The sequence below is a fragment of the Pedobacter sp. ISL-64 genome (genome assembly GCF_018613605.1).
Classification (GTDB): Bacteria; Bacteroidota; Bacteroidia; order Sphingobacteriales; family Sphingobacteriaceae; genus Pedobacter.
The window spans coordinates 39818-54627 of sequence record NZ_JAGGPU010000002.1; the positions used below are offsets into that span (position 1 = coordinate 39818).

Annotated in this window: 21 protein-coding genes; 13 read left to right on the forward strand and 8 right to left on the reverse strand. The window is 39.4% G+C overall.

Translation table 11 applies throughout. The features are described 5' to 3' along the window. Positions 1-606: 606 nt before the first annotated feature. The 7 genes from J7E57_RS02650 to J7E57_RS02680 all read left to right on the forward strand — a co-directional run bounded on the left by J7E57_RS02650 (position 607) and on the right by J7E57_RS02680 (position 3543). A complete protein-coding gene (locus J7E57_RS02650; protein WP_215125038.1) occupies positions 607-1143 on the forward strand; it encodes a hypothetical protein in 537 nt (178 codons plus the stop codon). Between the two features lie 109 nt (positions 1144-1252). Beyond that, entirely contained in the window at positions 1253-1549 is a 297-nt protein-coding gene (locus J7E57_RS02655; protein ID WP_215125039.1) for a hypothetical protein, read from the forward strand. Between the two features lie 203 nt (positions 1550-1752). Beyond that, complete coding sequence (locus tag J7E57_RS02660; protein ID WP_215125040.1) at positions 1753-2142, forward strand: hypothetical protein; 390 nt, start codon at positions 1753-1755, stop codon at positions 2140-2142. Positions 2143-2178: 36 nt separating this feature from the next. Continuing rightward, complete coding sequence (locus tag J7E57_RS02665) at positions 2179-2373, forward strand: hypothetical protein (protein WP_215125041.1); 195 nt, start codon at positions 2179-2181, stop codon at positions 2371-2373. Between the two features lie 11 nt (positions 2374-2384). After that, the gene (locus J7E57_RS02670; RefSeq protein ID WP_215125043.1) at positions 2385-3059 is read left to right on the forward strand and encodes a hypothetical protein; all 675 of its coding nucleotides are present in this window, start codon (positions 2385-2387) and stop codon (positions 3057-3059) included. Positions 3060-3087: 28 nt separating this feature from the next. Next, positions 3088-3237: a hypothetical protein gene (locus tag J7E57_RS02675; RefSeq protein ID WP_215125045.1), complete on the forward strand. Its 150-nt coding sequence runs from the start codon at positions 3088-3090 to the stop codon at positions 3235-3237. A gap of 12 nt (positions 3238-3249) precedes the next feature. Beyond that, positions 3250-3543 carry a hypothetical protein gene (locus tag J7E57_RS02680; protein ID WP_215125047.1) on the forward strand — a complete coding sequence of 98 codons (294 nt, stop codon included), beginning with the start codon at positions 3250-3252 and terminating at the stop codon, positions 3541-3543. A gap of 4 nt (positions 3544-3547) precedes the next feature. On the opposite strand, the gene J7E57_RS02685 is transcribed toward J7E57_RS02680, so the two are convergent. From J7E57_RS02685 to J7E57_RS02710, 6 genes are all read right to left on the reverse strand, one after another. Continuing rightward, on the reverse strand, positions 3548-3844 hold the full coding sequence (locus J7E57_RS02685; RefSeq protein ID WP_215125049.1) for an HU family DNA-binding protein: 297 nt from the start codon (positions 3842-3844) through the stop codon (positions 3548-3550). Between the two features lie 63 nt (positions 3845-3907). Next, a complete protein-coding gene (locus tag J7E57_RS02690; RefSeq protein ID WP_215125051.1) occupies positions 3908-4591 on the reverse strand; it encodes a hypothetical protein in 684 nt (227 codons plus the stop codon). A 399-nt stretch (positions 4592-4990) separates the two neighbouring features. Beyond that, positions 4991-5788 carry a hypothetical protein gene (locus J7E57_RS02695; protein ID WP_215125053.1) on the reverse strand — a complete coding sequence of 266 codons (798 nt, stop codon included), beginning with the start codon at positions 5786-5788 and terminating at the stop codon, positions 4991-4993. Between the two features lie 297 nt (positions 5789-6085). Beyond that, a complete protein-coding gene (locus J7E57_RS02700; RefSeq protein ID WP_215125055.1) occupies positions 6086-6601 on the reverse strand; it encodes a hypothetical protein in 516 nt (171 codons plus the stop codon). Between the two features lie 242 nt (positions 6602-6843). Beyond that, on the reverse strand, positions 6844-7101 hold the full coding sequence (locus J7E57_RS02705) for a hypothetical protein (protein ID WP_215125057.1): 258 nt from the start codon (positions 7099-7101) through the stop codon (positions 6844-6846). Between the two features lie 124 nt (positions 7102-7225). Then, positions 7226-8263, reverse strand: a complete 1038-nt coding sequence (locus J7E57_RS02710) for a sensor histidine kinase (RefSeq protein ID WP_215125059.1) — start codon at positions 8261-8263, stop codon at positions 7226-7228. 188 nt (positions 8264-8451) lie between these two features. Between J7E57_RS02710 and J7E57_RS02715 the strand changes: the two genes are divergently transcribed. Continuing rightward, positions 8452-9180 carry a LytR/AlgR family response regulator transcription factor gene (locus J7E57_RS02715; protein ID WP_215125061.1) on the forward strand — a complete coding sequence of 243 codons (729 nt, stop codon included), beginning with the start codon at positions 8452-8454 and terminating at the stop codon, positions 9178-9180. On the opposite strand, the gene J7E57_RS02720 is transcribed toward J7E57_RS02715, so the two are convergent. Beyond that, entirely contained in the window at positions 9173-9661 is a 489-nt protein-coding gene (locus J7E57_RS02720) for a hypothetical protein (protein WP_215125063.1), read from the reverse strand. The genes J7E57_RS02715 and J7E57_RS02720 overlap by 8 nt on opposite strands. Positions 9662-10405: 744 nt before the next feature. Here J7E57_RS02720 and J7E57_RS02725 point away from each other — a divergent pair. Then, entirely contained in the window at positions 10406-11071 is a 666-nt protein-coding gene (locus J7E57_RS02725) for a GIN domain-containing protein (RefSeq protein WP_215125065.1), read from the forward strand. A 362-nt stretch (positions 11072-11433) separates the two neighbouring features. Here the strand turns inward: J7E57_RS02725 and J7E57_RS27220 are convergent, their stop codons facing one another. Further along, complete coding sequence (locus J7E57_RS27220) at positions 11434-11673, reverse strand: helix-turn-helix domain-containing protein (RefSeq protein ID WP_215125067.1); 240 nt, start codon at positions 11671-11673, stop codon at positions 11434-11436. Positions 11674-11814: 141 nt separating this feature from the next. On the opposite strand from J7E57_RS27220, the gene J7E57_RS02735 reads away from it, so the two are divergent. The 4 genes from J7E57_RS02735 to J7E57_RS02750 all read left to right on the forward strand — a co-directional run bounded on the left by J7E57_RS02735 (position 11815) and on the right by J7E57_RS02750 (position 14805). Next, positions 11815-12039 carry a hypothetical protein gene (locus J7E57_RS02735; RefSeq protein ID WP_215125069.1) on the forward strand — a complete coding sequence of 75 codons (225 nt, stop codon included), beginning with the start codon at positions 11815-11817 and terminating at the stop codon, positions 12037-12039. A 725-nt stretch (positions 12040-12764) separates the two neighbouring features. After that, positions 12765-13661, forward strand: coding sequence for an RteC domain-containing protein (locus tag J7E57_RS02740; RefSeq protein ID WP_215125070.1), 897 nt, complete (start codon positions 12765-12767; stop codon positions 13659-13661). Between the two features lie 273 nt (positions 13662-13934). Further along, complete coding sequence (locus J7E57_RS02745) at positions 13935-14219, forward strand: hypothetical protein (protein ID WP_215125071.1); 285 nt, start codon at positions 13935-13937, stop codon at positions 14217-14219. A 310-nt stretch (positions 14220-14529) separates the two neighbouring features. Then, positions 14530-14805 (forward strand): hypothetical protein, encoded by a 276-nt coding sequence (locus J7E57_RS02750; RefSeq protein ID WP_215125073.1) that lies wholly within the window; start codon positions 14530-14532, stop codon positions 14803-14805. The last annotated feature ends 5 nt before the right edge of the window (positions 14806-14810 follow it).

A 14810-nucleotide genomic window follows, 5' to 3' on the forward strand; every position in this document is an offset into this window, starting at 1 on the left:
TTTTGGAAAAAACAGGTGTACATAAATTAGTCAGTACCACCTTTATCAAACGGCACCGACATTGGTGTGTGGTATTAAGGTTTTGTTTTGGGTTGACAGAAGATGTTATGCCATTATTTAAGTAAATAAACAAACCATTCTCTCTTTTTTCAAAAAAGACTTTAATCCTTTTAAAGAAAATAACTTGAGTTAGTTTGTTCATCACTCGTTCTTTTATCAACGAGTCTCAGATATATCATTAGGTGTACCATACTATAGAGGGCCCTATCGATCCACCGTATCACAAGGTTCCAACGCCTTCAACCCGGTTTCACGATAGAGCCCATGACCTATAGTCGTACAAAAGTACGCATAATATTGCCATGGGCATTAATCTACCGTCTCGGTTGATTGCAAACGTTGGAATTTGTGATCGAGACTCTTTATTAATACCTATTATCTAATGATAAGCATTGCAATTGCATAAAAAGCAGTGCATTACAAAACAGAAGACAAATCAAATATAGTAAAAATACTTTGATATATGCAAATTATTAGCAAGTAAATGTCAAAGTAAATCAACTTGTCTTAGTTCTACTAATGTGGCTCTTTACCTTTAAGGTTCATATGGCAAATAAATTGGATATTCCCAAGAATGATCTTGGACCTTTTCTCACATTAAAAGATATAACGAGTATTGATATTCATGCAAAAACTGGGATTTCGACTATAGAATTAAGCCAATTAAGAAAAGGCTCAATAAAGAGTATAGGTGCGCAAAAATTGTTTTTGATCGCCAAAGCTGGCGGAATAGAAATAAAAGAAATGCTCGAAAACGTTTACCCTCAATTGAAATTAAGAAGAGAAATTACTAAAACAAAAATAACAGAGTTTGACGATTTCAAAGGTTTCTTTGAATATATCCAAGGTGATGCAATACAAGAAATTGCTGATAAAACTGGTTTAACACCGTATCGTCTCAAAAATATTAAAAACAATAAAGTCAATCCTTTGGCGCATGAACTCTATTTGATAGAGCTTGCTACTAAAACCAAGCCTGGAACATTATTTAATGTTCTTTACAAGGATTTGGAGCTTAACACATCTGAAGAAGAGGCTAGGCTCCGGCTTTTGGAAAAGAATAAGAGCAGCAAGAAACATTAAAGGCAAAGATAACCAGTATTGTAAACGACAAAAAGCCACTACGCATAAAGTCTATTAAATTAGCTATTGAAATACGATCCACGGGAAAGAATAAACCTCAAATAGCTGCATGATGCCAACCATAGAACAAATTAAACACGAAATCTTCATTTCCCTTCGGAAACGAATTCAGGAACCGGGCATAAACGATATTGTGGTCGAGGGAGTGGTGAGGGTTGGCCTGACTAAAAAATATCAATATCACCTGACCGCTGAAGAATTTAATACCATAGGCGACGAATTAGCGGAAGGGGGCTATTTCCGTTGGAATGACAATGGCCGTTTGGCTTTGACCGCAGATGGTCGGAATACCTGTCTCGGTTTAAAGCAAGCCGCTGACCACGTGTTACCATTCATATTATATTAAGGCACTTCAAAAATGCAGTGTTTTTGTTTTTTAACATTAACTGTGTTTTTACCCGCAACCGCAATTATTGTTATTGACGAATAAATGTTAAATTTGCCCAAGAGAGCGTTAGTGCGGGGGTAAAGTCGTTCTGGCTTGCCTCCGTTTTTTTAATATCAGGGTATCTACTAGATATGCGCATTTCTAAATTTTTGACTACCATTATGGAGCAATTTAAAAATGACATATTGTACCATGCCATTTGTTCAGAGCAGGAGAGTGATTATTTAGGCTACCTTACCGATCTGGCAAAGTGGAGCATTGCAAACCAAGGCGCTTGTGTAAATGAAAAAACACCTGCTATCCTGCGGGATGATATACTAAACGCTATAGAGCGGGTTAAAAAACTTAAAATCCTTCTTACGGAATTAGCCCAAAACGGCTATACCATCAGGGGCGGCGATCAGTATCCCGATTATGATTTTTACAGTAATTATTTTAAAAAGGTAATAGCCAGTGCAAGAACCGTTTTAAGAAAGCTCAATCCATATTTAACAAAACACAGAAAGATTTCAGGCGCATTTGCACTTGGCGAGCTAAGCCCGGGGTACTGATGATTGCCATATAATACCTATCATAAAAAAACGCTTATGCCCCAATCCAACAACCTCCACAACCTCCAAGAAATACAGATTTCTGATATCCAAGTGGGTACATTTATTGTAAATTTGGGTGTAATTTTAGAGATCGATGAAAAGGACAATTTTTTCAACCTTGTAATCTCCAGAATGAATGAAAAACAGGTCATAAAATTTGAAAAAGATGTATCTCTGATCATTTATTAAACTATAGCAAAATGGATTTGGGGGATGCTACGATAAAGGCGGATACCCTTATTTGGGTACGGCTAAACCGGAATAAACAGCTCGGTATCGTAGTCAGTATGCGCCAGCACTCCCTTGATGTCAAAATGTACCGGAAGCAAAGCAATACCTTTAATCCTTATGTTGAAACCGTATCGCTAAGGATCATTAAGCGGGCAGAGATCAGTCCAGAAGAGTACTTAAAAATCGCCTGCGGCAAGAAGATACTGAACAGAAATACAGCCCTGCAACTGGTTGCGGTCAATTTTGTTTTTGCTGATGTGGAAAGGCGGAAAGAAAGGCGGGTGTATTATTGTGTAAAATGTCAGGGTTTCCATACGACCTCCCTGCGCTGGCTGCCTGTCGCCATCAGGGTAAAATTGCGAGACCGCCCCTTTAAAGCATACCTACATCGGACTGGTGATCTGGATAAATATACTTCTACTCTGCACAACTGGCAGACCAGCCTGCACCATTGGTTAAGGGACGATATTGGTTTGAGAATCGGCAAGGGTACTTTCCTGAAGACACTCCACAAATATAACGACAATGATATAGAGGCCATAAAGAAGCTTGTCAATACACCTGCGGAGTACATCGAGTTTGTGCTTTACGAATTTATGCGGTACCGAAATGACCATAATGACCTGTACGATCTTGATGTATAAATTTTATATTTGCCCCGTATAAATCAACATGCAAGCTCCAAAACAAAATAAGCCAAAAAGGAAAAGGATCAGTACAAAAGTTCAACCTGCTGAAAGCCTTTCTAATACCTCTGGAAATAAAGTGGTAATAGGCAGATTGATCTATGAGAAGATTGATACGGTGAAGAAAGAAAAGTAGGAAACACTGATAATGATAGATATAACCGTCCTTGCTGTATTTGATACCTCGCTAAAAACCCCAGATGCGGTGGACAGACTAATGAACAACAGGCTGACTGCGCTGGCCTCCGATCTGCAAACATACCTCTATAAAATATTTGCAGGAGAAAGGGGGGTTGAAGACTTGGTGATCTATTTAGGTTATAACAATAAATACGCTGTGCAATGGAAGATTGTTAGTGATGTCTCCAGCCATATTGGGGCAGAAGTAGCCAAATGCTGCAATAACCTGGGCTATCTTCCTTGGAATGATGTAGAACTGTAATTATTTAAACTACCTCCTTTGAAAGGTTCGTTTTTACCCGCGCTACAAATTCCTTTGAAGGCTTAAACGAGGGGATATAATGTTCGGGGATTTGTACCGCGGTATTTTTTGAAATGTTACGCCCTGTTTTGGCTGCTCTTTTCTTTACGGTAAAACTGCCAAATCCACGTACGTATACCGCTTCGCCATCAGTTAAATTATTCTTAATTGCTTTAAAAAAGACTTCTAATATTTGTGAAACTTCTGCTCTGTCGATCCCGGTTTTTGTAGTAATCTGGATAACTATGTCTGATTTGGTCATATTTAATATTCGTTTTTGAATTTATATTTATTGTTTTTTAGGAATTGTTTGGAACTACTTTTATCAATCTAAACCATGCCAGGTAATTCCATTGTCAAGGTCATAACCGAATTCAATTTGAAGAATGCGACGAGGATGAACAGAACTCGATGCTGGCGAATAATGTAATACGAGTGGTTTCATCAGCATGATGCTGTCTTTCGCGGCGGTGTAAATAACCGGTTTAATGTTCTTCAGCAAAGCTTGAATTTGATGCATTGTAAGTATTCCGTCTTTATGAGACCCTGGACTAATATGGATTGCATTCCCTACATCACAGGGGTCCAGATGAATACGTAGGGTGATTAGTTTTTCCATGACCTCAACCGGTGGCTGGACATGGGGTATTCCGGCTTCAATAGACCAATTGATATATTCCGGTACTTTCAGCTGTTGGTTGACCGCAATTTTCAGGTCCTGGTGCCAGGGAATTTCCCAGTTACTTTCGGCAGTTTTATCAAGAATAAAGGCTTTAACCGGAAACATCGTTTCGCCGGAATAGCGTTTTATTAGGCTAAGTAATTGCTCAAAATGAGCAATTACATTAACTTCTGATAGGCTCAGGAGCGGAATGTCCAGGTGTTTGTCGTAATCAAATGCTCCTGCAACCACTAGAGCGTCTAATAATTTTTCAATAATGGCGGGTTCAAAAAGCAAAGTTGCATCTGCGAAGCCATTATTGGTTAAATTATCATAGATTTTATTCATGCTTTAAAGCATTGACTCTAACTGCTTAGAACAAAAGTAAAGAATTTAGTTAAATATTTGACCTTACAAAAGCCAATTTCTATGAACCTCACACCACCATTTGGCAATCTTATATATGAAATCTTGTCTTCGGATTTCAACTGGTAGAGTGTTTGCCGAGCATATCCGGTAACTTTCTCAGCTACCTCATACACTCTCAATCTCATCTTCTCCTGGAGACGCTTCTGTAGGCCTGTTAACTACTGTAGGTGGGCTTGCCTCCTTTATGGTTAATAAATCTTATACTTTCAAATCGATTAGCCTCGTGTTTTCATTAATATTCATTTGACCTCCGTTTTGGTTAACATAATTCGACTTTACTTCGATAAAAGAATTTTTAACCATTCCTTAATTAATTACTTACTCTTTAATTGCTTCAAGTAGTTCTCTAAGGTCTGCTTCGGTCAGTCCCTGTCCATCGGTTATTTTCCAGAACATGGTTTGTATGGTGTTGTAGGGTTTCATCCATTCGGGTTCTACATAATCAGGATCATAAACATCCAAAGGATTTTGATGCCTTGTAAGATTTAAGTGGGGTTTATTTTCAAATAATGACAAAAACTTTAAAACTTCGGCATTGGTGGCAACTACATACGGGATATGAGTACCCCTTCCAATAACATAATTACGGGTATCTGGTTCCTGATTATCCTCCCAAGGTAAACCTTTGGAAGAATTCATGCAGGCAACACCTAAATATACAGTTAAAGTGTCCTTTTTACCCCCAGGTCCTCTTCCGTTGGGCGGTACATTAATTCTTACCCTACCCATTAACATCCCATTTTGAATTCTGCTAGGTGAAACATTAAGCATTACCAAACCAGGAGGGAATGTCAGAAGTTTGTCCTCCTTCCAGCTACTATCTCTCTCTATATTTACATCAACATAAAAAGTATTCATGTTGCCATGTAGTTTACTTAAATCAGGGTCAAATGGATGATCAGGCCTTGATACAAACCTTAATCCTTTTGGTAGTTCAAATGGAATGCCTTCAGGCATATCATCATCATTACCAAAACCCGGCAAATTGCTAACGCTACCAATATTGGTAAAAGGAAGTTCTTCTTCTTTAAGAATATTCTTTTCCCCTTTTTTACAACTCGCTAAACCAAATAACATGGTTATTATTAACCCAGTATAAAAAATTATCTTATTCATTTTTTGAAAATAGACTCTAAAATTGTTTGTGATAAAAAAAATATTTGAACCGTTCAAAACAGCGTTAAACGACAAAAATCAGCGGTCCAATTAATTTAACAAGATGTTCCTGGTTTTTTCCATCGGTAAACAACTCTCTTCATCAGATAAACTGTTCGACCTCAAGCTCCAGGCACTCGAGAAAGAAACTAATGGCTTGCGATAGGTGCCTTAACTTTAAAAAGTAACGTTGAACTGCTATTTCCATGGTATTTAATGATTTTGCAGCCACGTTCTACTGAGCTTAAACCAATCAATTTATAGTTTAAAAGCTACACCTAAATTCAACAGCCCTACGCCGTAACCCAATTCGCTAAAGATGCCAACTTTTTCTGCCAACCAATACCTAGCCCCAAGATGTCCGCCAAAAATCACCTCTCCTGCTGACGAAGATGCCGGCGCTGCTTCTTCACCTTTCCATTTTACCGAAGCTATGTTGTAACCTAAAACTGCACCCAAATAAGGGTCAAATTTTTCATCATTTACCTTAAAATGATATGAAGCTCTTGCTGCTGCTAGCACATAAGTATACTTCCACTTGCCCCAGTCACCCAATGACTCGCTTTTACCCGCGTAACCCAAATAGGCACCTCCACTAATTCTATCTGTAAAACCATGCTCATAGCTTACACCAATTGGAATTCCAAAACCACCACCTATCCCCAGGCCTGCATTTACTAATTTGTCTCCCTTTTTGTAAGTTTGAGCAGATGCTGGTAATGCTCCGAACACAGATAGCGCAACCGCTATTGTCAATTTTCTTGTGATTTTCATTGTTGTTTTCTCTTATTTAATTATTATTTTTTTATATTTTCATTTTTGGTTTTCACAATTTTAACGATACAGACACCTGCAGGTAGTTTATCAAATAGATGGGGTGTTTACCTGCGCAACGATTACGCCCTGCACCCTAAAACATCCATATCGCTTATGGAATTCCCCGTGCCATCTGTGTCCAAAAGATCATTTGTATGGCATCATCCAATCTGGGGTGTCGTAATCGGATAGTATGGACGCTACGTTGTCAAGGCAAGCTGGATCGAATGGATGAAGAGACGTTGTGCGAGATGTAAACCTTTTGGTAATTGGAAGGCATTGCCCATGGCTTCTTCATCGCTATAGCCAAAGCTATGCTCATTGCGAATGCGATTGATAGAGCTGAAGGTAATTTCCTCCTCGTTAATAAGTGGATCACTATCTTTACTGCACGATGCTAAGCTGAATATTAACAACGCGAGCCATACAGTATTGCCCAACAACATTATTCTTTTCATAGCGTCAAAACTATGTTAGACCAACATTAGGGAGCTATTTTTTCTACCAACCGCTCTAAAAGGAGTTAAAAGACATAAAACGAGGGTTTAATCTTTCTAGATAATTTTGAATTGATAATATGCGCTAAAAAGGAATGCAGAAATTAATGACAAGTCCACCCTTTTCGTTCAGGGAAACATGTAGTGGCTCCGCAAATTGGTTTTCTAATCGCTTCGCGGTATTTTTAAGTCCTACTCCTTGCCCTAGAAATAAGTCTTCCAATTTTCCGGCATAAGGACGCCCGGTATTTTCAATAAGAATGCAAGTTTTATCACTTTTGGAAGTACATTTAATTGTGATTGTGCCTCCTTCAATTGCAGGCTCTACGCCATGTTTTATTGCATTTTCTACTAATGGCTGGAGCAGCATAGGAGGGATAAATACATGGTCTGTTTCCGGAGTACTTTCGATTGTAAAATGAAGTCTTTTTCCAAATCTTGTCTGCTCCAACGAAAGGTAAGTTCTCATGAAATCCAATTCTTGTGATAAGGGCACCAGGTCTTGTTGTGTAGACCGAAGCGCATAGCGAAAAGTATCAGCCAACCGGGCGATAAGAACCCTAATGTGTTCTTGCTCCCGCGGTAGAGAAGCACTAATGCTATTGAGTGTATTAAACAAAAAATGAGGCTGTATTTGTGCCTTCAAAGCATTTATCTCGCCCCTATATGCTAACTGGCGTAATTCATTTTCACGAGTTTGCTGAGCTTCTCGTTCTCGAAAAAAAAGATCAATATGCAAAGAGCTAAAAACCTGTATGTAAAATAAGAGATTGGGTCCAATATTCTGAAAAACCTGTGAACCATTCATAATAGGCAGTCCAACCATTTGATTGTATACATAATACAAACCTATCCAAATGGCATAGTAGACAAATGCGGTAAAAATATGTAGTGCAAATCTTCTTTTAATAGGCAGGTGAGCTAATTTACGAAAGTGTAACCACCATATTGGAAAGCAGGCAATTGCCATTATTGAACAATCTACAATAAGCTCAATTAGAAAGCCCCTGCTAAATCCTTGTGAAAATAGCCTGGGCGTTCCATAAAGAATGCTCATTACTATTAAGCAGAAGGAAAAAAGAAATACCTCTCTTTTTGTAGTGTTTTGTTTAGTGTACATCATTATATGATAGTATTTCGATATGCAATTTTAATTAATTTTTCTGTGCAGATGTACATAATTCTAATGGGTTCTGTTTGTCGATCCAATTCGCTGCTCGACGGTTCTAATTGGTGTTGAACGAAAGGGATGGCTATTTCTGCTATTCTGCGTATCTTGGCTTTCGTCAATCAATTACCTAAAATTAAGTTATGTCTAGAAAATCTGTTTTGGTCATAGATGATGAAGATCATGGGAGAGTATTGGTTAAACAATATTTGGAAGCTTATCCTAATTTTTTTGTAGCCGGCGAGTGTCAAAATGGGGTAGAAGCCATCAAATTTATCAATATGTTAGAACCTGATTTGATATTTCTAGATATCCAAATGCCTGGCGCTAACGGCTTTGAAGTGTTACAGCAAATAGACCACGTTCCTAATGTGATATTTACGACTGCCTTTGATAAATACGCTATTAAAGCTTTTGAGACGAATGCCATCGATTACTTATTGAAGCCATATACCCGCGAACGTTTCGATCATACGATGGCCCGTTTAGAAAATAAATCTGTTGCCCTTCCTCAATTGGCATTTAACCATGCAACAATGCAAAATAATTATCCCGAAAGGATCATGATTGAACATCAAAAACGCTTTCGGAACATTGCAGTTCAGGATATTTTATACCTCAAAGCAAATGGCGATTATACCGAGATCTTTACAAAAGATATGTCATATTTAAGTTCATTTGGCATAAGTGCTGTTTCTCAAAAATTTGATCCAAATAAGTTTGTACGCATTCACCGTTCCATTATTGTCAATATTAGTTGCGTAAGAGAGCTATACCGAGATATTGGTAAGACGTTCTTAGTGTTAGATAATGGGCTTGAATTTAACGTGGGCCGTAGCTATTTATCTGCGATAAAGTACCTTATTATCTAGTAAAATATACTACGGTCATTTTATGCAATGTGCCATTAGTAGCATTCCATTTGTAAGTTACAACTAATTTATTGGCACTATTTTCTACAATAGTTAATTCCTGAGCTACCTGATCCTCTTTTAACACTAATTTTTTACTAGCCCCATCATAAGACCAAATTCCTGTTTGGTGCTCTTGAGCCTCTTCTTCATCACACCTCATTTTTCCTGCATTGCGAACAACGATCTTATCGTCTTTTAATATTAATACGTCATCTTTCTCACACCCTTCCATAAGCGCAAAAATATCAGTATCCTTCTTTCCGTCTAAATCCCAATCAATTGCTGGAGCAACCGAAAGCGCTTTCATTTCCCACTTTTTGTTTACGAAAGAAGCAGACTGGGTACCACTATTCCCTCTAGATGGCTTGCAAGACAGGTACAGCACAACAGTGACCGCTATCGATAAGTAAAAAAAAGCAATTTTCATCTTATTTTTCATCTGTTTATTTTTATGTTTTAATTGTCAGATGAGCCTTTGATGATTAAAATAATATTCATCCGTTAGTTATTGCCTTCAATGGCATTCATAAGCTCGCAAGCTCGGTTCATGCGCCAGTGTGGTTAATGATTATTTTAATCATATCGGGTTCATCCATTTGCATAAACTGTTTTTTAACGGTAATGAAGCGACCATAAGCTCTGCTCATTTCGTTTTGTAAGTGGCTGCTTGTGATGATTTCATAGTTTTATTTTTTGACACAATATGCTAGCGACAAAGGTATTTACTAATTAATTCCGTAAACAAAAATTTCGACGAATGCCAAATAGTGGAGACCAAGCATTATGACTGCCTGTTAAACTGTAAAGCCACTCATTTAACCCGCCATCTTTGTTTGTACTTACGGTACGTCACATGGTGGCTCCTGGTCATCTATAAGTTCAACTACCGCTCCCGAAATGTCAGCAAAATCATTTTCTCTAGCGTAACTTTTTAAAGACCCCTAGCGTCGTTAGGTTGGCTAGGAAGCTAAGTCAGTCGACAGAATGCATTAAAAATCATCAGGCAGTTTAGCCTCATTTGGATTTCGGATAAATCAACACAGCCCACAAATAAATTGCTGATCTTATAGTTCAGGTCGTTTATAACGCAAAAATGTATTTCAACCCGTAGTTCTGGTTGTCTACCTAATTTTTTTGAGATAAGTGATTTCATTGTTGAGATTTGGAGATTAAAATTTATAGCATGAAAATTAAATCGATAGTAAAATCAATATTGTTTTGTTTGTTTACAGCGGTTGCTGTAAGTTGTGGCAAGGAACGCATAACGGTCAGCGGCAATCAGATAACAGAAATTAGAACAACCGGGCCGTTTAAATCGGTTAATGTTGCTGGTGCTTCGCCGGTATTTATCTCCCATGGAAATGATTTTAAAGTAGAATTAAAAGGCTCTGATAATTTAATTGCAAAATTTGAAACTAAAGTAGTGGGAGACGAGCTGCTGCTGAAATACAGAGATGTAAATGTGAATAACGATGATATTCACATTTACATCACCATGCCTGGTTTAACTAGCGTTAAAACGAATGGAGCATCATCTTACGAAATTTCTGGCGATTTTGCAGATCAAGAGAAATTTACAGCATACACTTATGGAGCTGGCAATATAACTTTTAGTGGAACATTAAAAGCCAACAAGGTTGAAGCAGAAATTGAGGGATCGGGCAATTTAAATATTGAAAAAATTCTGGTTAAAAATGCTGAATTTAAGATTTCTGGAAGTGGGAATATCACCACTTCAGTTACTGATAAACTAAACGCACAAATTTCGGGTAGTGGAAATGTCTATTATTTTGGAAATCCCCATTTAACTACTGCTTATTCAGGCTCTGGGCGTGTAATTAAAAAGTAGTTGATTGAAATCCTTAAAGAGGCAGCGGTCTATTTGTTTGTTCTAACAAGGTAGCCTCATCTCACATACCCAAAACATATAATAGCTATTACCTGCCCAATGGTAGATTTACTGATGTGAAAAAGTCAAAATTTATTGAAGTAAAAAAAGATACGCCTTATCAGTATCAGGGGAACAACGGGATGTATGTGGATATTGAGCACGAGCTTTTATTGATAGAAAAGATGACCCCGACGACCGACTGCGTATTTCAACATTAGTCCATCACCTAAAACAGCGGAATAAATAAGATTTTGCTCTACGAACCCCCTGTCTTGAATTGATCGATTATCTGAGCAGATTGAAGATTATGATCTGTTGGGTCAGGAATTTTGAGTAGAGAAGTCGAGCAGATCTTTAGGCTCAACCTCAAGAGCCTTTGCAAGTTCTGCCAATGAAAGAAGCGTGATGTTCAATTTGCCTTTTTCATAGCGTTGGATATCCGCGTACTCGACGTTGCATAGTAAAGCCATCTTGCGGAGACTCAGGTTCTTGGATATCCTTAATTCTTTAAGACGTTTGCCGAAGTCTAACAATATTTCTGTTTCTTTATCCCTAATCATTTCTTTAGTGAATGATTAGGAAAATTGTAATATTAAAACATCAAAATTGTTGTGCCATAACACAACAATTGCTAGCTTTGGTTTATATGCAAAACGTGATGGAACTCTAATCAAATATATATCATTTTTTATTTCATGAGTATGGCAAAAGCTGACATAGAGCGAAAAATAGAAGATCTGTTCGGCGATGAGCCGTTCAAACCAGTTGAAGAAGAACTGTTTAAATGGTTAATATTCGCATATTTTGACCGGGGCAAAGGGATATCGGACCTTGACCTTTCAGGGTTTGAATGTTTTAAGGTAAAATTAATGACCATGGTTGAGGATGTTTATCAGCTGTCACAGCTTAATTCCGCGGACAAATGACGTGACAAGGTCATGTTGTACTAGAGCGATTTGCGTCATTATTAGCTGTTCTCCTGATCTCTTTATCCGTGGTCTTTTGGGACATTGCCCAGAATGGCTGTCTTTATCTTTTATTTCCTCCCCATGGGCAGCCTTTGCCGGTAAGCGTTTGCCTGACGGCATATCCGCATTCTTTTGATTAATGTGCCGAACACAGTTCGCATTCCCCATCAGCGTGTTACATTAAATCCAGGATCGGTTTTTCTGCTGCCTCAGCGCTGCCCATCTCCACAAATCCATATCCCTTGCGTTTTTTGTGATGCGGTCACAAATAACCTTAAAAGTGGCCACATCGCCATAAATGATAAACATTCTCGTGAGCTCTACCTCATGCATCTCAAGCGGGAAGCCCGACAATTAAATCTGCATTTTTATAATACTTTGGTAGTCATCAGCAAATCTAGAGGCTGAGCCTGTTTTAAATTCCTTTACCGCTCCCAATTAACTGGAAAATATCATAACTACCTGTTTTTTTGTGGTTTGTCACGAAAAGTTCTACTATTTAGGTATCAACAATACCCGATTTGGGTATTTCCGCTGCATTTCACCTCCACTAATTTTGACCTGAAATTATTCAAAACTATAAACAGATCGGAGGAGAATGAACGACAGCTACCTATCTCCCGTGTAGTCGAAGTTGCCGGATAGCCGGCAGGCAGCGGGATCCATTTAAACACTTTTATATTATGTTAGAAACCATGACTGAGGAGCTTTATGTAAATCTCCAGGATGAAATTAAAAAAATTAAAGATCAAGAAAATGAGCAGGTTAAAATACTCTACAATATTCTGAATGTAATCCGATCTGCCTTGTCCAGGCTAAAAGCTTACGTCCATGAAACTCCGTTTAAGAACGAATCGGAGCAGATATATTTCTTTAAGCACGTTAAGCCGAAGTTTTATGCGCTAAAGCTTTATTACCTGGAATGGTATGGTATGGTCACAAGTGTGCCCGCAGGGGATAAAGATACCTTACGCAAGTTTTATCGGGACGAACTCAAGGCAGTCCAGCGGTTCTTTCAGCGTGTTGCATTTCACTATCAGTATTACCGCTTAGGAGCAACAGAGCTGGATGGGTTATATTTCAAAAGAGGCATGGAAGTTCCAAGTCTGCTAATACCCGACCTCCCTGAGGACGACCCCGAATTTTCCACCAGCCAGGACTATCTGTTTGCTAAGATCCGCGCTTATGAACTGTTTCAGCAGGAGATAATCCGACGGATACAACATTTGGACAGTCCCGAAATTGTCATCCACTCGCCCAATGCACAACCCGGTCCTGCTGCCGGCCTCAAATGGACAGGGGAATCTATCAATCTGGTCGAGTTAGCCTATGGCATCTGGCTCACAGGTCAGATCAATAGCGGGAATGCGACGATTTCAGAAATCGTCAGATGGCTGGAGAATACCCTGGAGATCAACATTGGACGGGCTTATCGGCGGTGGACTGAAATTGCCCGGAGAGACCGTATAAATACCACCAAATACATTGACCGGATGCGCGAGTCCATCAATATCAGGCTTGAAAATGAAGACGATCTGAAACGTAAAAAGCGGCAGGCGAAAAAAAACCGCGAGAATTAACCCCATTTCAGCCGCGTTTAAGCTGTTTTTAAAAAAAACTTTGGGGACCGACCCAACAGGTTGTCAATCAAAATTTGAGATCCTTTGAAACTTTGTCCCGTTGTCCTTCACATGGTGTGCTGGGCAAACGGACAAGGTTATGAAACTGCAATTTAACTTCCCCTCTTTTCCTTTCTGCCTTAACAGGCCAGCCAGTTTTCCTGGGCAAGAAGCATCGTGCTCATATTTCCCTTTCCGCAAGGTTTACCATTTCACCTCAGCTCCTTTTGACCTATGAAACTAAAGGAACTGATTCCCCTGCTGAAAAATGCCGCCAGTGACGGGGCCCAAAAGGCGCTGTCTCAAAACGGTGTCCTGAGCCAGTACCTGACCAAAGCCCAGGCTTACCGGTTGTACGGGCGCAGCGACGTTGACCGCTGGATTAGCGAAGGGCTGATCAATATGGCAACACAGGATGGTAAACCAATCAAAAAATGTATCGAGTACCAGCAACTAGAAGCCGTAGCGGCCTCCAGTAACAGAATAACCTATCTGCCGGTGGCAGAGAGGCATGGGTAAGCTATGCGCTTACACGATTGATCTTTGACGTATGGGGACAAGGCATTATTCCGTGACCACGGAAAATTTTGCGAAGGTGAGGTTAGGTATCTATCCATAGCCCGGCTGTTTTAAACGGTTTGGGCCATGGATAAGATCAAGCACCAATAACTGAAAGCGCATTGGCAGGCGACAGCCCGGATCGTAGGATCTGACGCAGGTAGTCCCGACTTATTAACTGGCAAAAGAGAATTGCCTGGGTTCGTTACCCATTGCCAGTCCTGATTAAGCAAAAGCTTCTTTTTGCTTCTTTCCCATAGTTTTTTTCACCATGAACATTTTACTGACTCATCATCAGCTCAGCCTGCTCTTAAGTGGTGCGGCAGAAATCGGGGCAGAACTTGCGCTTGCCAAGACCGGCAAGCTAAAACCCTACCTGAATAAATCGGAAGCCTTCCGTCTTTACGGCAGGAAGAATATTGAACGCTGGATTCAGCAGGGCTTCATCACCGCGCGAAAAGACGGCGACCACTCGGCAACCTGGCGCATCGACCGTCTGGAGGCGGAAGCAATCCGCAAGTCGCTGGACGCTATGCGCTATTTATAAATCTA